Below are 17,538 nucleotides of genomic sequence, written 5' to 3' on the forward strand. Positions count from 1 at the left end.
TAAACCGCAGAACCCGCGATCGTAGGGGCGAAAATTTTTCAGAGGTTGTACTGGGATGCTTTACCGTTTCAATACGAGGGAAAGCCTCGTGTGAAGGAAGGAACAAGAAGTGGAAATGTCCCGACAAAACCTGGTTTTGTCGCGATGAAAGCAGGTTTTGTCCGAACAAAACTAGGTTTCGTTGCGATGGAAGCAGGTTTTGTTGCAATGAAAGCAGGTTTTGTTGCGATGGAGGCTGCGATCCTTCGGAACTGCGAAGCAATCGTGCGGACAAGATCAGGTTTTGTCGCGATCGAACCAGAATTGATCGCGACAAAACCTCTCATTGCCGCAACAAAACCGCAATCGACGCCGCTGGAAGCTTAGTTTCTAACTGTGTTCTAATGTCTTTGGCGATTGGCGTTGCCAAGCTCCGAAGGGTTCCTGCGGAGTTGCGTTGTGCTAATCGCGCATCGGGTCTAAAAGCTTGTTTGGGCGCATTTCCGTTACCGTATGCCTAGTTGTCTTCAAGGGTATCTTAGACAAAAAACTAGGTTCTCTAGGCAGAAAGTTTCAGTCTAAACAATAGTTATGCGGCATATTTCCAGGCTTTCTAGGGTCTTCCCTGCAGTTTTTTGGTGCAGCTAAAGCACCTTTAAGGGTACTGTTATGCCCAAACCGAGCCGCTTAGAGTGGAGGCGTAAACAGGGTTAAGCATTAAAGGAGAACCTATGCCTCAGACAAAACTTGGAACTTTTCACGATGCCTCTGGCAAAATCACTGTCGCTGTCTTTGAACGCAAGGCTGGTAATCAGCAAGCACACTTCCATGATTTTGCGTGTACCGTTCCTGATGATATGGTTGTTATTGGAGGAGGTGCAGAAGCAACCAACAGCCCGCCAAACGGCGCGCTCCTGACTGCTTCCTATCCAAACCAAAATCTATCAGCTTGGTTAGCATCCTCCAAAGATCACGAGCGTCCTCAGCCACACTTTTTAAAGGTATATGCAATTGGATTGAAAGTAGCTGGAATGCCAAGAGACGCTCTCCGCGATCATATTCACATTGGTCGCAGCGTTAGCGAACTAGCTCAGCATCCCGAAGTGTCAGAGTCAGTGCCACCAGGTTACTTGCTAATTAGTGGAGGGTTTCATGTGAATTGGCTAGACTTCAATTCACATGGTGGAAATCTTGCTACAGCATCATTTCCGGAAAATGCTTTTTCATGGAAAGCTAGATCAAAAGACCACATGACTATCAGTCCAGCTATTCTCAGTGTTTACGCAATAGGTATTAGAGAGAATCTTCCAGTTGGTCGTGTTCAACACTCGATTCAGACAAAAGATTCTGGACATGCTGCACATCCTTCTACAACAGCAGATGTTCTTCCAGGTTTTGCCCTTGTTGGTGGAGGAGCCGAAATTCATTGGAGTGGTGAGGGAAATCTTTTATGGCAACTTCGACCAACAACAGATCTTGCAAACCAAGACTTTACTGCAGGTGGTAAAGATCACATGAAACCATCACCTGCAACTTTGACTGCTTATTCTATCGGCATCAAGATCGTCTAATTCCCCAGTGTGCTGCCTAACAACACGATGGAGCGCTTGGTTTGTAGTCCTTGGGTCTTAGCGTTCAAGGTTACTCGTCACCGCTCATCTTTGCCATTATAGCGATCACTTCGCAAGCTCCAAAGGATCGCTTCGCAAGCTCCGAATAGATCGCAGCCGATTCTCCTGGTCTCTCTGATCTTCAACTCAGTTCATCCTCAACATATAAGAATCACGTAAGAATCACGCCGTCACACAATTATGAAAACAGACGCACTACGGTGAGTAATGCGTCTGTTTATCCTGCTTCACATTAAGACCTGCAATCTTCTAAAGTTGCGAGAATTGCCTTTATGGGTTGGAAGTATCAATCGGCGTTCCTTGCACAGTTGAAGCTAGCTCTACGCCTAGAATCTTCGAGATTGTGGGGGCAATATCAATGTTCTTCACTTGAGAAAGCGTCCCGTTACTAAAAGTAGGTCCAGCCGCGTAGAAAATCGCGCTCATGTTAGGCGACGTTGGATCGTACCCGTGAGCGCCGTAGAAGCTGGGCACTGAGAACACAGGAGTCTGGGTCGGCGCATCTCCCAAGCGTTGCACAACTGGAGTTTGAGTTCCATCGAAGTTATAGCCTTCGGTCAGCAGAGCAAACACATCGCCAGAGTCTTGTCCGATAAACTCACTGGTTCCTCGACCAAACGATGGATCGTTTAGGTCAGTTGGAAGCGGGCGATCGTAGATCTTGTCAAACACAGGTCTTGTTCCATCGACATATTTCGGGTTGGTGTCTACAAAGTTCTTGAGGGCTTCTGTCACCTGCTTCTGCAAGGTCACATATTCTTCGCGGCTCACAGTTCCGTTGGGTTCGCGCCCTTGCAGGTTGAAGTAGACATTAACTGCCGGACCCGATGTGACCGCACGAACTTTGTTTGAGTCAAACCCTTGGCTCTTGAGGAAGTTGTTCACGTTAACCGAGGTGTAAAACGGAGCAAATCCGTGATCGGAAACAACAATGATGTCGCTATTAGGAATGCCATTGCTATCCACTCCAACAGTCTGAATGATTTTTTGAACCGCAGCATCAGCCGCCTTGTAAGCCGTTTCTACATAGGAGTTGTAGCGCTCGATCTTTGCCTTGTCTTGTCCAGTTCCAATCGAGGTGGGATCAAGGGGATTGTTTGCCTGACGAGGATCGCTAATTAAGAACTGATGTTGCGAACCATCAGGTTGCTCAATGTAAGTGAGAACCAAATCGGAATCAGGGTTTTGAGTAATCGATCGCAGCGCAACGCGAGTTTGATAATCGACAAAACTCCGAACCTGATCGTCGTAGATCGCTTCTAACTCGGCGTCAGAGAACGTGTTAAATCCAGGACTAAGTTTCTGCGGAATCCGGAAATCGGGTTGGGGTGCCCAGAATCCAACATTGTTGTTGATGTCGTCTACATTCGCTTGCACCGCAGGGGTAGCAGGAATGAAGTTGGCAGAGTAGCGAGCAAACCGGACGGTCGAAAGGTCAGGCGCGAAATTGCTGACATAGAACGCCGTTCCCGCTTTGTTAGAGCTTCCTTCCAGATAGAACGGGCTAGACGTTTTGCTACCCGCTTTCACATAAGCCGGACCCGTTGACGGCAGGTTAAACGGACCCGATTGAATTCCTAACGTGGCATCGAAGAAGACCAGCGTATCGTAGTCAACTTTGTTGTCGTTTGTAGTGTCTAGAGCGGCAGCTTGAATGTCATAGTTCACACCGCCCACAGTGAATATGTCAAACGAATTTTTCGTTTGCAGCACCGGACTATAAACCGTTTTACCTGCGCTAGCAAGCTGCGAAACAGTGCGATCGCTAGCCGTTGCAAAATCGGCTGCCGTTAGGTTGAAGCCTTGCGCTCCCACGCCTGCAAACGCACCAAAGGGAACGGTGTAATCGACGGTACGATCGCTAGCGGGTTGAACGATCGGACTGTCTGGCAATCCCGGAATTTTGACATCGACACCATCCGCACCCGGAAACGTGGCGGCGACAACTTTCTTACCGTTGTTTCGCAAGTTGATCCAAAGCGGTTCAGCCGTTGGCTCAGCACTTTCGGTCGGTCCATGCACATCAAACGAGTAACCGCCAATCGGTGCGCCAAATCCACTAATATTTTGGGTAAATGGACTTGCAACTAAGTGGAAGCTGTTGGCGTTGATGTCATTGTTGGCAGCGTTGGAGCCTGTTGCGATCGCAATGTGACTCGGAGCCGTGAGCGAAGGTGTGATCGTTTCGTTGCGATCGGCAGAAACGCCTTTATTTTTTAACAGTCCTAAGCCTTCATCCTGCTTCAAAACTCCTGACTCTAAGTACTGATTTACGAGGCGAGGGGTTGCGCCATCGAGAGAAATCACAACTACTTTGGGTTTAGGAGTGGGAGCAGGCAACGCTAGATCGAGCGATTGATCTAACTTGATCTGAATAAACTCGCTGTTATCGGCTTGCCCCGGTTTGCGACCAACGCTAAATGGATAGTTGTTGTCGTTTGCGACTAATAGCGTTTGAGGGTCAAGAATCAACACATCTTCGATGGTGACGAAGGGGAAGGTAAACACGCCATTCTTGGTTCCATCGCCTCCGATTCCAGATGGATCGGCAATGTTGAGCAGATCCGCTAGCAGTTCTTTCTTGACAAAGCCCTCGCGATCGATTTGGTTGATATCGATTTTGTAGAGCTTCTTCGATCGGGCTGGATTGGTGACCGCCGGATCACTTGCATCACCCTGACCATTATCCCGTTCAATCACGATGAACTCATGATCGTTAATCGCCGTCATGTCCCCGATCGCACGATTGGGAGCATTCAAGCGGTAGGCGTAAACGTTGTCAGTGTATTTTTTGGTACTGGTATCAAACTCAGAAATAAACAGGCGATTCTGATTTGAATCGGTAGTAACTGCCCCTTCTAGCAGCGTGTAGAGTTTAGAGCCATCAGGACTGCTCGCCATGCCCTCAAAACCTCTAGAACGAGCCAGATTCGCTGCCTTCACCTTATCGGCTTCAGAGAGATTGGCAAACGCGGGGTTATCTGGCGATCGCACAAAATCTTGTGTCTCGTAGGCTTTTGCTGCCGCGCCCGTGTCTGAAAAATCAGTGAAGTAGCCGTCTACTCCGAGTTCAATAAACTGACGAATCTCTTTTTCTGGATCGCCTTTGTAATCCGATGCTAGGTAGCGGGGTTCGTTGCGGAAGGTGTAAGGATGAACCAGCAGACCCGCGTTGTGCGCGTCTTGTACCAGCGTCGTTGAAGGAGTTAGCGTCTTATCGGCATCATTGACCGCACCATCACCATTGACATCATCCGCTTTGCCATCGCCATTCGCATCCGTCCCTTTGACCGAGACAATCATGCGTTTCCAAGGACCAATTCCATCCGCGTAGGTCGCCACTTCTGCCAATCCTTCGGGCGATCGCAGATCTTTATAGGTGCGCGAATCGCCGCTTGCAACAAAATCGTAAGGTTTCACCTCGACCAGTGAACCGTCTAAATTTGTATCAGCGGCGTCCATCAATTGCACGAGCGGCACATCAATCAAGCCGTTCAGCTTCTTCAGATTGCCAACTTCAAAGGATTGAATGAAGACGCGACTTGGATCGGTAAAATTGTTGTCTTTGAGAAGTTTCACCAACGGTTCTTCTAGCGCCAGCCCTTTCTCCGTGTGATAGGTGGGATGTTTGGTTTCGGGGTAGATGCCAATTTTCTTTCCCGTTGTCGCTTCGACAGTTTTCACGAAATCGATGATTTCTTGCAGCGTTGGAATTTCAAACTGACCGTTGAACGATTGATCTCGGAACGCTAACCGCTCTTTCGCTCGCAGAGTTTTGATTTCTGCCAGCGTGAAGTCGTCAGCAAACCAGCCGCTTTCCTCTGTGCCATCGATCGTTTTTGTGGTGAAGCGATCGGCAAACTCAGGACGGTCTGCGACATCGGTTGTATCTTTGATGTTGACTTCGTGACGGGCAATCAGCACGCCGTCTTTGGTGGATACTACGTCCGGTTCAACGAAGTCAGCGCCTAGCTCGATCGCATATCGATACGCTTCGAGCGTGTGCTCAGGACGATACCCAGAAGCGCCTCGGTGACCGATCACGAGCGGATCTTGACCATTCAGCGTGTTGAGTTTAGACGGGTTGGGGGTTGCGATCGGGGCTTTTAACAGTGTCCCGTTGGCATCAGTGTGCAGCAGGAATGGACCAAATTCTTCGCCAAACCAGTAGGTTCCATCCGCAGCGCGACGGAACGATTCGAGATCAAAGTCGGCTCCGGTTAGCAAGCGGTTTTGCTTAATGCTCGGATCGACCGGAATTCCACCCGCTTGAATCTTGTCGCTGTTGGGGTAGGTTTCTAGATCGGCAACGATCGTTTGAATCCCTTTAAGGACGCCGTTCTTGTCGTTGAGTTGAACGAAACTATCGGAGGTAAAGCCCTCTAACTTGTCTCCCGTTTTTAGATTGACTGGAGAAACACTTCCGGTTTCAAAGTTTGGCTCAATGGCATAAAAGCGCAGCAACGCATCAGCAGAATTGGCTTTCGAGCCGTAGCCATTATCGGATAGCACCAAGTAAGTTCCTGCTTTCGCGCCGGGTAGCACCGCAGAGAAGCCTTGCACGGATTGACCATTAGGAGCGTTAAACGGAACAGGAACTCCATTCGCGTTGACTGCACTCACACTGCCATCGTTGTTAAGCGCCAGAAATTGCCCAGAAGTTGCACCCGTTGCGAAGGTGTTAGCGGGCAGCACAGAGCGTTTCACCAGCTCTGTTTTCACGTCTGGAATGACTTGATTGTTGCTGTCTAGACGAACGAAAGTTAGCTCATCGATCGCAGTCGGTTTAATGCCCTTGAGAAGCGCTAAGACTGACCCTGTGTCTGTTAACTTCACCAGTGTATCGCTAGCGTTTTCGCCCGTGCCTGACACGATCGAGAGCTGCTCAAACTTCACATTCTCTGGCAACGCGATCCGATCTTCTTCGAGTTTAGAACCGATGCCGCCGAAGTTTGCGATCGTAACGGTGTTTCCCCCAGAAACCGCAAAGGTTTTCTGTCCACCTGAGCCGTCAGAGGTGGGAAGTCCAAGGGTAGAACGAACAAAATCGGCCACATCAAAATAAAGCATATCGCCCACTTGACGGGTCGTATACGCTGCCGTGCCACTGGCGTTAGAAGTCAGGGCTGCATTTAGGCTACCGTTTGCGCTACTTGCTTGCAACGATTGAGGCGCGGCTTGTAGATCGATCTGAGATCGGCGAGATTGCTCGATGTTAGTCGTCAAACCACCATTACTCGAAGAAGCAGATGTTCCAATTAAAAAACTATCTATGAACACTCGTTGACCCTCAAAAGACTCGAAAGTTGACTGCACACACAGTTAAAGCAATGTAAAGCGAATCAGATTGAGATTATTTTTTATGTTTTGTATGCAACGTCAAGCTAGATGGTTAGAATTACCAAGGCAATGACTAACTAAACCCGAAACGTATTCTTTAACGATTGAAATACGAATGAAAGGTTAGTCACTAATTAAATAGATTGTTGACAAACGAATCAACGCTCATTGCTTAAACACACATTGAACAGTAGTCTATTAAGTTAATGAACTAGCTAATGCTAGGTTAAGACTTGACTAAATTGAGTTCTCAGCGTTTCTACTAAATCTCGCTCCAAAGTAGAACCAATTAAAAACGGATGAATCGGAGGCTGATGCAGTGACTCACTGATCGCTTATCCAATTCATCCGCTTGTATCTATCAGCAATGAAGACAAAAATTAATTGACCGAAACGTTGATCGCAAGCTTATAGGCTAACTCCAATAACAGATGATTGGCAGATTGGCGTTCGATCGCAACATGATGTAACCACTGAAGATATAACTCCTGCGATCGCTCCAACGAAACACCTAAATTTAATTGCTGACTCAGATCAATCAGTTTCCCCAGAAATTGAATTTGGAGGTCTGAAGGTTCCGGATCGTATAGGAGGGTTTGCAGCGATCGCGCCAGTGTGCGCTCTAGAATCTGCCGTGCTTCAGGAAGCTGAAGCTGACAACGTAAGTGACTTGCCTCTGTCGCGATCGCGTCAAGCTGAACCAAATCATGGGAATTTGGATCGTGTTCTAGCGATCGCAGCGTCACCAGAAGCCGATGTCCTAACGCAATTTCTGCTGCCACCTGCAATTCTCGTGGCACAGGCAGTTCATCTCGGTGAAACGCAATCAGAACGCCATAGTTATCGCGATACACCTGCGTGTAAAGCTGATCGAGTCGTGTCAGCGTTTCCTGACTCAACAATTGCATGATTCGATGCCGCTCTTCTGCAAACAAATCTTGCAAACTGTAAGAGCGATCGTTGAAGTACCGATTCATCGTCAGAATCGTTTTAGCAGCACTTCCTTGACTCAGCGCTTCAGATAAATTTTCTTTTAATTGCGTATACTGTCGTCGTCCTGAGAACGGCTGAATGCAGCAATGAAAATCCCAACCACTCAGATGCAGCACCGCAAACACGAGGTGTTCTGTTTCGCGAGTAATCTCTGAGGTGAGTTGGAGTTGCCCGATCGCCAAGCTCATCGACCCCATTCGATGCAGTTGGTAATCCAGTTGGTTTGCCGTGTAGCAATACACTCGCTCTTCTCGGCTGTAAGTCGCAAATAAAGAGCTAATCGCATAGTGAGCCGCGACTTGCTCAAAACTGATCTGAGCCGGGATCACCAATTGCCGATAGACTTCTGCCCCCGTTTTGAAGCAGTCAACATTACTGGGCGCAAGGGCTAAGCGTTTGATAAAGCCTTTCTCAAGCTGCACGCCCGCTACATCGCCCGCCAGTTCTAGCGCACGAGCGGCATAGCGGAGAATTTGAGTGCCTTCCGGTCGAGACAGTTCTTCAAAGAACCAGCCGCAGCTCGTGTACATCAGCATGGCGTGACGCTGCATTTCGAGCAATCGCAGCGCATCGAGCCGCTCTGACGCATTCAGTCGGTGAGACTGATGCTGAGCGAGAAATTTTTGAACTGTGGCAGGTGTGCGCGATCTCACCACTTGAATGTATTCATCCCGCGCCAACCACGGATCAGAAAATAGCTTTCCGCCCACCTCTTCGTAGACTTTGACCATCTGATCCCGAAGCCAGTCCAACGCATCCCGCAAAGGGCGACGCCACTTTTGATTCCACAGTCCACCACCCCCGCAGCCACAGTCATCCTGCCAGCGATCGACGCCGTGGGCACAGCTCCAAGCGGTAACAGACTTGAGTTCGACTTCCCATTCGGGCGGCCTCAAACTGAGGTAATGGGCAAAGTTAGTCACGGTCCAGCCGCGATCGGGAAACTCGCCGACAAAGGCATACGCCAAACATTTCTCCGTGCCGCCTTTATGATGTCCAAACGTTTCCCCATCCGTTGCCACCGAAATTAGTTGCGATGGGCGGTGATCCCCGCGCACAGCTTGCCCTAACCGCCCTGCCAAATGGTGAGAGCTGCTGAGTGCCTGATCGAATCCCATGTCACGGGAAATTGGGCCATCGTAGAAGAAAATATCGATAAACGGAGCGGGGGAATCAGAATCGCGGTTGGGCAAGAAGCAGCGATAGGGGCGAGTGGGATCAATTTGACTGCCGCCGACTTCGTGCCAGTCTGCTTGGGCTAGAGGACGGCAGCGCTGCGCTTGAGAAGGCGCGAGAACAATGAACTTGATTCCTTCTGCAACCAACGCTTCTAACGTTGCGTAATCAACGGCGGTTTCGGCTAGCCACATTCCTTCGGGATCGCGCCCAAAGTGAGATTTGAAGTCTTCTTTGCCCCATCGAATTTGAGTGTGCTTGTCTCGCGCATTGGCAAGCGGCAGGATCATGTGATTGTAAGCTTGAGCGATCGCATTGCCGTGTCCATTTAAGCGATCGCAGCTTTTGCGATCGGCATCAACGATACGTTGATACACTTCCACATCGTGACGCTCAATCCAACTCATCAAAGTTGGGCCAATATTAAAGCTGAGATACTCATAATTATTGACGATCCCCACGACTTCGCCGCGATCGTTAAGAACTCGCGCAAATGCATTGGGGCGGTAACATTCGTGATGAATTCGCTCATTCCAATCATGAAAGGGCGCCGCACTGGGTTGACGCTCGATCGCATCTAAATAAGGATTCTCGCGAGGCGGCTGATAGAAGTGCCCGTGAACGGTGATGTAGACTCCCGTTGTGGTCTGAGCTGTAGTCTGAGAGGAAGCGATCCCCGGAGGGTTAAAGGCTTGAATCATCGCTGCTTCAGCTATTTCTGAAGCAGACAATTGAGAGGGCGCATCAGGAGTTAATGTCATGAAAGTAAGACCAAAAAAGATTATAAGAGCTTCTGAACGGCAACGCTGGGGCTAAAGCTTTTTAAATTCTGCGAGTTTCACAGCCTAACATAGAATGCTTATCAGTTTCAGGCTCCAAGCTTCAAGCTCTAATTGCTAGCAAGTTCAATTCTTCGACAATATCTTTGCGACAGTTACGTAGCTGTTAGTGTGAACAGTTTAGTGAAGCTCAAGAAAATCACAATCTAACTCAAAGCGTAACTTGTTGCTCATCTAGTCCACGTCCTGAGTTAGATTGTGATGGCATCTGATGTGATTGGAATGATGAACAATGTTGTTAAGCGATTCACCACGCTGCGTTTATCACTAACTTTCATTGAATCGCAAAATGTATTCAGTTAGAAGTGTTTGAACTTTTGTAGATCAAATTTACGATTTCGCTACACTTTGCAATTTCTCTCTATGCTTTGGTACTTGATCAGGAAAGGGATGAGAGAAGCCTATGTATCAACGGCAAGTTCTGTCGCTGTGCTTGCATTGCTGCGATCGCTCGAATAGAATGCCATTGCCATCTGTTCTGATCCCCGTTGCAGTACTTCCAGCCGCTAATTCCAAATTTAAACATTGAGCGACGTAAATCGGATGCCAATCAGTTACGCGAGGAAGATCGACCGGCTCACGACTGGTATCGATTTGTGCTGTCATTTCCGCCTCACCTCGTGCAGCAGTACTTAGAGAAATTTGGAATTACACCAGAGCAGACGGTGCTTGACCCATTTTGTGGAACCGGAACAACGGTCGTCGAGTGCAAGAAAAACGGCATTCCCACAGTTGGGGTTGAGGCAAATCGAATGGCGTGGTTTGCGGGTTGCGTCAAGCTCGACTGGACGCCTGATCCCGAAGCGCTACTTCAGCACGTTCAGCAGATTGGCGCGATCGCACAAGCCCAAATTCAACAGGAGCGGGGATTGCGGACGTTACCCGAAGAAAGTCAGAAATTGCTGTTGAAAAACTCCATTAGTCCGCTACCGCTCCACAAAACGCTGATTCTGCTCGACCAGCTTCAGGCGTCATCACCCTTTTCTCGCCATCAGCAACTTGCCTTAGCCAAAGCGATCGTCTTTTCGATCAGCAATATTCGGTTTGCGCCCGAAGTCAGTATTGGCAAAGCCAAAGCAGATGCGCCTGTTGTAGAGGCGTGGCTAGAAGCCGTGCGCGAAATTGCAAATGATTTGCCTAACCTCCAGCAGTTGTCTCCTACCCCTGCGACGATTCATCATGCCGACTCTCGCCAACTGTTGACGGTTTTAAAACCTGCCTCCATTGATGCGGTGATTACCTCTCCGCCCTATCCCAATGAGAAAGATTACACCCGCACAACGCGGCTAGAATCGGTTCTACTAGGATTTCTCAAAAACAAATCGGATCTTCAGACTTTGAAGCGGGGATTGATGCGATCGAACAGCCGCAACGTTTACACATCCGATGACGATGATCAGTGGGTCGTACATCACCCCGAAATTCAGCGCATTGCGCGTGAGATTGATGCGCGACGTCTAGAACAAGGAAAAACGAGTGGGTTTGAGCGCGTTTATGCTCAAGCTACAAAGCTGTATTTTGGCGGCATGGCAAAGCATTTAGCCGATTTGCGCCATGCTTTGCGTCCAGGAGCGCGATTGGCATATGTGGTTGGGGATCAAGCCTCCTATCTGCGCGTGATGATTCGCACGGGGCAACTGATTGCAGACCTTGCTGAGGCGTTAGGCTACGAAGTAGAAGCGATCGATTTATTTCGCACTCGTCTAGCGACCGCCACCAAGGAGCAACTGCGGGAAGAAGTTGTCCTGCTGCGGTGGACGGGCAAATTTCCGGTAAAGTATCGCTTTAGTGACAAGCCGTTGTAAATAATTTAGAGCAATGTTCAGCTTTTGCAATTGCTACGATCGCGACTGAACTAGTGTTTTATCGAGCTAAGGACGAGAGATGAAAAACAATCAGAACGGTCTCATCCCTCGTCGCGAAGCGGGTCGAAGACATTCCTCATCCATCAAAATTAATGCAACATCCCGATTCAAAAAATCCGCATCCGATGCCGGGATTTCCTCAAATTTGTTTTATCAACATGGTTATCTCTAACCCAAATATCATCGTCGGAGACTACACTTACTACGATGATCCGGAAGACTCCGAGAATTTTGAGCGCAATGTCCTCTACCACTATCCGTTCATTGGCGACAAATTGATTATCGGTAAATTCTGTGCCTTAGCGACAGGCGTGACGTTTATCATGAATGGCGCGAATCACAAAATGTCTGGGTTCTCAACCTATCCATTTCAGATTTTTGGTAATGGTTGGGAACGGGTAATGCCGCAACTGAGTGAATTGCCATTTAAGGGCAACACTGAAATTGGGAATGATGTTTGGATTGGATACCAAGCCGTGATCATGCCTGGCGTTAGCATCGGGGATGGTGCGATCGTGGCTGCAAAATCTGTCGTGACTAAGAGTGTGCCACCTTATACGATCGTGGGCGGAAATCCAGCTTGTCCTTTACGCAAACGGTTTTCTGACGAAACAATTGCTGTTTTACTAGAAACGGCTTGGTGGAATTGGGATATTGAAAAAATTACGAGAAATTTAGAAAAAATCGTCAGCGCTGATATCGAAGCGTTGAGACAGTGTGTGTAGTTTTTCGTGAATTCAGTTTTTCAATAACTCATATTTCTTCAAAAGAAAACTGCCCTCTTCGTCAAAAACGAAAAGGGCGCAGCGGATTTGAATTCTATTCTCTAGACATCTCTAGACATCATAGATATCTAGACATCATAGATACGGCATTCTGACGCATCTGGATTCTCATCACAGTAGTTTTGAAATTTAGTCTTCTGGCGATCGCGCTTATCTGACATGGCCGCTTGCACCTCTTCTACCGCATCCCAAGCTGCCGCACACTCGCTGGAAACGTCACCGCTCGTTTTGCAAGCATCATGTGCCTGATCGATTAACTGGTCTAACTGCTGCTCCATTGGTTGAGCATTTGCTTTTGATTGAGTCATTAGAATTACCTCGTTTTATGTTCTTCAGAACGCTCTACATTCGGATGTAAAAATTCAGATGCAAAATAGCGTTCTTCTCTGTTTAAGCTACTTAATCTTTAATTTCACTTTAGCGCTGAGCCTTAAAATCCTAGTGGCTCCAGCGACAGATTTTAGCGACTAGGATAGAACAGCTATTTCAATCGGATCAAAGTGGGGCACGCAAACCTCCAGACTGACTACCGCTAGAAGCACAAGCTACACAGGATAGGCTATCCAAGCTCTGAAGGAGCACTTACGATCTTCATCCTTGGTATCCTTCACACCCCTATTTCTCAAAGACACAAAACTTAACATCTTCGTTCACTCAGGTGCTACTCCTCCTTTTGGTAGATTCTTAAAAATCACCGAAGTTTGAGTAGTCACGCTACCTAATTCTTCAAAATCGCCTATCGACATTGAGCTGCACTTAAATTAGATTTCAAGAGCGATCGCGCTGGCTTGAGTGGTTCTTAGCGTTTTCCTTAATTTCCCTTAATCCTTAATATCCCTTAATGAAGTAGTGATTAGACGAATAATGTACGATGCTGTTGAAGAATCTGATAGCAACGGGTTGATAGATTCAGAAGAGGGAATTCTTCGCTATTCATAAAAGATCTTCTAAAAGAAGTCTTAAGTTTTACTACGGAGTAAGATGGACTAAGCAAACGCTGATATTGGGCGAGACATGACTTCGATTCTAGTTAAATCTCCGAAACTAAACTCTCCTACAGTGCATCGTTTGTCGAATGGCTTAACGATCATTGCCGAACAGATTCCCGTCGATGCTGTCAATCTCAATGTGTGGCTCAACGTCGGTTCTGCGATCGAGTCTGCTCCCATCAACGGCATGGCTCACTTTTTAGAACACATGATTTTCAAAGGAACTCAGCGCCTTGAGAGCGGAGAGTTTGAGCAAAAAATCGAGCAGCGCGGTGCAGTCACGAATGCCGCGACGAGCCAAGACTATACGCACTACTACATCACAACGGCTCCCCGAGATTTTGCCGAGTTAGCGCCGCTTCAACTGGATGTGTTGCTTAATGCCAGCATTCCAGATGATGGGTTTGAGCGAGAACGATCGGTGGTCTTAGAAGAAATTCGCCGCTCTGAGGATAACCCGCGCCGTCGCACCTATCAGCGCATGGCAGAATTGGCATTTGAGCGACTGCCCTATCGCCGTCAGGTTTTAGGTCCTACTTCAGTGATCGAACAACTCGTTCCGCAACAGATGCGAGATTTTCACTCCGCTTGGTATCAGCCTCAGTCCATGACGGCTGTAGCAGTTGGCAATCTGCCCGTCGATCGCTTGATCCAAATCATTGAAGATAGTTTCACTCAGCTTGCGCCCTCCACTTCTTGCCCCACACCCTACATTTCCTCTCCCTCTGCTGAAACGTCTTTCACCCAGATCGTTCGCCAAGAGTACACTGACCCAACTCTCAAGCAAGCTCGATTGATGCTGTTATGGCGGGTTCCGGGCTTGACGGACTTACAGAATACCTACGAGCTAGACGTTCTCACCAGTGTGCTGGGTCATGGCAGAACCGCTCGATTGGTGAAAGACTTACGCGAAGAGCGGGGATTAGTCTCTAACGTGTCGGTGAGTAATATGACTTACCTGCACCAGGGCGTTTTCGCGGTATCAGCGCAGTTGCCCGTAGAAAACATCGATGCTGTAGAAGCCGCGATCGTAGCCCACATCGAACAGCTACAATCCGGTCGCGTGACCGAAGCCGAGCTGTCCCGCGTTCAAACTCAAGTTGCCAATCACTTTACGTTTGGCAATGAAACGCCCAGCGATCGCGCTGGTTTATACGGCTACTACCAAACCTTAGTCGGTGATTTAGAACCCGCCTTCAGCTACTCCGCCTATATTCAATCCCTCTCCGCCGCTGATCTTCAGGCTGCCGCTCAACAGTACCTCCCAACTGACGCTTACGGCATCGTCATCATCAAACCCGGCGAATAATCCTGTCGTGTGGTCTTGTCATGTGGTCTTCCATTGACGCTCAAATTTCTCAAGCAACCGGACGCTTGTTTGAAGCTCGCGATCGCAGTTCTGTCACAGGAGGCTGCATCAATCGAGGTTATCGCGTTTCTGATGGCAATCCTTCCGAGCTTGGCACCAATCGGGCATTCTTTGTAAAACTCAATCGCGCCGATCAGATTGCAATGTTTGAAGCGGAAGCACTTGGTTTGCAGCAGATGCGGGAGACGCAGACAATTTTAGTCCCCCAACCCATCTGTTGGGGAGTGGCAGAGGGTTCGGCTTATTTGGTGCAAGAATGGTTGGATTTGGGTCGAGGCAGTAGCCAAGCCTGGACAGATATGGGGCGGCAACTCGCCCAGCTTCATCAGGTTCAAACGGCGATCGCGTTTGGATGGGAGCGAGATAACACGATCGGGTCTACGCCTCAACTCAATCCCTGGACATCAAATTGGAGTGATTTTTTCACTCAGCATCGCATTGGCTATCAGATCCAGCTTGCCAACAAGCGAGGCGAACGGTTTCCCAAGCAAGACCGCTTACTTGCTTTCATTCCGGAACTGCTGGCCCAACACAAGCCCAAACCTTCGTTGGTTCACGGAGATTTATGGTCAGGTAACGCAGCAGTTACAGCGACAGGGCAACCTACGATTTTTGATCCGGCAACCTATTGGGGCGATCGCGAAGTTGACCTCGCCATGACAGAACTATTTGGGGGATTTCCATCGGAGTTTTATGCAGGCTACAACGAGGTTTTCCCGGTAGATGCGGGATATCAGCAACGGAAGATTCTCTACAATCTCTACCATGTTCTCAATCATTACAACTTGTTTGGAGGCGGGTACGCCGCTCAAGCTAATCGGATGATGGAGCAGATCTTAAACGGTTAGGTTCGCTTGAGCGCCGCCCTTGCCGCTCACAGGTATACCCTTGCGGTGACCAATCGCTCGAATTAACGTCGCGGAGCCGAACCATGTTTGAGCAGTTTGGCGAATAAACCTGGCTCACCAACGCCCAAACTAAACTCCGACCGACATCTAATCCTGTCTTCCAAGCAAATTCTCGATTACCAGGAATGCCTGGTTCTTCGGCGATCGCAGATTCTACCCAAATCCCATGAGAGCCAAGCAGAATTTGCGCTAACCACATCGCTCTTGGCAGATGGGTTTTGGAGGTCATCAGTTTTACATGACGAGCTTTCCACTGGCGGAGGGTTGGAATGCTAAAGCAGAAATTGTCAAACGTCGATTGGGCACACTTCTCTAGCCAAACCCGTTCCATTGGCGCTTCAGCCTGCTGAAATATGGAGCGAATGCAAGGATCAAGGGAACCTTGAGAGATTAGAATCGGCGTCGTGGGCGATTGCTTTGCTATTTGCGCGGCGGCGATCTCTCGCTGAACGCTGCCGCCCAATACCAACACTACATCGACCGGACGTGAAGCCGCCAACCAAAGCGAGAGCCAAACTGAGGCAAACCAGAGCAGCAGTCCCGTCCCCAGCACCGGAAGCAGTCTAAGGCGTTTCAGTCTGCTTTTTTGGAGTCTGAGCCGCTTGGGGAAGCGTAAAGATAGGTCGTCCTTTTTCATCAACTTTTTCCACTCCTCCCAGCGCTAAAATTTCTTGTTTTGCTCGCGCCTGAGTTTTGCGATCGCCCATTGCTCCGGCTTGCATGTACACCGCCGCCCATGCCTGAAAGCGGATCAGCTTACTATCAGGATCTGTTTTTAGAAACGCTGCTGATCCCTTAAAAACAGGGGCAAGGTCTCGATACTCCTGCGTCTGAGCGCTCCAATTCGACGCCATCTCTAGAGAATGAATTGCGCCTGGAACATCTCCTAACAGCAACAGTTGATCTAGAGCGGCAAACCGCCAAACCGCAAACGCTTTCGAGTTAATTTGCGGTGATAGCGTCTTCATTCCGCGTTGCATCAGCGTCAAGGCTTGTTCGGGTTGTCCTATCTGGTGAGAAACTGTGCCCGATAGAAAGAGATAGGTGTCGGCAAAACGCGGGTCGCGCTGCGTCACAATATCAAAATACTTTGGGCTAAGAGAATAGTCCGTCTGCGATCGCGCCTCTTCATCTCCGTAATATTGCAAAAAATTGAGAAACGCCCAGTCTGCGATCAGATTGTCAAACCCGAAGCTCGGCGCTTTGCTCAATAGATCTAATCGCAGCGATTCCTGTTTTTGCGCTTGCGCCGGATTTTCCACCCAAAGTGATGGTTTTTGAAGCTGTGTGCGTTGCATAGAGATGATCCCCGCGATCGCAGACAGAGCGATCGCGCCCTGCAACCCAACGCTGATCCCAACTTTGACAACGGTAAGAACAGACGGCCTAACACTAAACTCCACAGGGCAACCTCGCAACAAATTGAATTAAATGAGGCAAATATTTTGGTTAATATGCCCGGATTTGATGCAATTGTTGTGAAGACTGCAATCACCGTGTGCGATTTGCGTCAGATTGAGCTACATTACTCTTGCAGCCAAGACACTTTGTAAAGTGTCCTGAAACTGTCACAATCCCTCCACGTCACCTGTGTACTCTGTTCATACTCTTCTCCGTCAAATTGCGGTCTTTTTTGCTCCGCACCCTTAATATTTTCGGTCATA

Annotated in this window: 11 protein-coding genes; 6 read left to right on the forward strand and 5 right to left on the reverse strand. The window is 48.7% G+C overall.

The genetic code is table 11. The annotated features are described in order from the left end of the window. The first annotated feature begins 90 nt into the window (after positions 1–90). Both AC5I6P_RS19325 and AC5I6P_RS19330 read left to right on the forward strand, forming a co-directional pair. A complete protein-coding gene (locus tag AC5I6P_RS19325; RefSeq protein ID WP_495695412.1) occupies positions 91–366 on the forward strand; it encodes a hypothetical protein in 276 nt (91 codons plus the stop codon). Positions 367–710: 344 nt separating this feature from the next. Continuing rightward, positions 711–1,550: a hypothetical protein gene (locus AC5I6P_RS19330; protein ID WP_495695413.1), complete on the forward strand. Its 840-nt coding sequence runs from the start codon at positions 711–713 to the stop codon at positions 1,548–1,550. A 330-nt stretch (positions 1,551–1,880) separates the two neighbouring features. On the opposite strand, the gene AC5I6P_RS19335 is transcribed toward AC5I6P_RS19330, so the two are convergent. After that, positions 1,881–6,890, reverse strand: coding sequence for an esterase-like activity of phytase family protein (locus tag AC5I6P_RS19335; protein ID WP_495695414.1), 5,010 nt, complete (start codon positions 6,888–6,890; stop codon positions 1,881–1,883). 440 nt (positions 6,891–7,330) lie between these two features. Then, entirely contained in the window at positions 7,331–9,880 is a 2,550-nt protein-coding gene (locus tag AC5I6P_RS19340) for a DUF3536 domain-containing protein (RefSeq protein ID WP_495695415.1), read from the reverse strand. Positions 9,881–10,446: 566 nt separating this feature from the next. On the opposite strand from AC5I6P_RS19340, the gene AC5I6P_RS19345 reads away from it, so the two are divergent. Together AC5I6P_RS19345 and AC5I6P_RS19350 are read left to right on the forward strand one after the other, a co-directional pair. After that, positions 10,447–11,763 carry a DNA methyltransferase gene (locus AC5I6P_RS19345; protein ID WP_495695416.1) on the forward strand — a complete coding sequence of 439 codons (1,317 nt, stop codon included), beginning with the start codon at positions 10,447–10,449 and terminating at the stop codon, positions 11,761–11,763. Between the two features lie 152 nt (positions 11,764–11,915). Then, complete coding sequence (locus AC5I6P_RS19350; RefSeq protein WP_495695417.1) at positions 11,916–12,548, forward strand: Vat family streptogramin A O-acetyltransferase; 633 nt, start codon at positions 11,916–11,918, stop codon at positions 12,546–12,548. Positions 12,549–12,676: 128 nt separating this feature from the next. Here the strand turns inward: AC5I6P_RS19350 and AC5I6P_RS19355 are convergent, their stop codons facing one another. Then, positions 12,677–12,916, reverse strand: a complete 240-nt coding sequence (locus AC5I6P_RS19355; RefSeq protein ID WP_495695418.1) for a Calvin cycle protein CP12 — start codon at positions 12,914–12,916, stop codon at positions 12,677–12,679. A 706-nt stretch (positions 12,917–13,622) separates the two neighbouring features. On the opposite strand from AC5I6P_RS19355, the gene AC5I6P_RS19360 reads away from it, so the two are divergent. Continuing rightward, positions 13,623–14,906, forward strand: coding sequence for a M16 family metallopeptidase (locus AC5I6P_RS19360; RefSeq protein WP_495695419.1), 1,284 nt, complete (start codon positions 13,623–13,625; stop codon positions 14,904–14,906). Between the two features lie 20 nt (positions 14,907–14,926). Further along, positions 14,927–15,814 (forward strand): fructosamine kinase family protein, encoded by an 888-nt coding sequence (locus tag AC5I6P_RS19365; protein ID WP_495695420.1) that lies wholly within the window; start codon positions 14,927–14,929, stop codon positions 15,812–15,814. Here the strand turns inward: AC5I6P_RS19365 and AC5I6P_RS19370 are convergent. Together AC5I6P_RS19370 and AC5I6P_RS19375 are read right to left on the reverse strand one after the other, a co-directional pair. Next, a complete protein-coding gene (locus AC5I6P_RS19370) occupies positions 15,780–16,511 on the reverse strand; it encodes a YdcF family protein (protein ID WP_495695421.1) in 732 nt (243 codons plus the stop codon). The genes AC5I6P_RS19365 and AC5I6P_RS19370 overlap by 35 nt on opposite strands. Next, positions 16,438–17,277 (reverse strand): hypothetical protein, encoded by an 840-nt coding sequence (locus AC5I6P_RS19375; protein WP_495695422.1) that lies wholly within the window; start codon positions 17,275–17,277, stop codon positions 16,438–16,440. The genes AC5I6P_RS19370 and AC5I6P_RS19375 overlap by 74 nt, the downstream gene beginning before the upstream one ends. Positions 17,278–17,538 lie beyond the last annotated feature (261 nt).

This window comes from Myxacorys sp. (assembly GCF_059501405.1).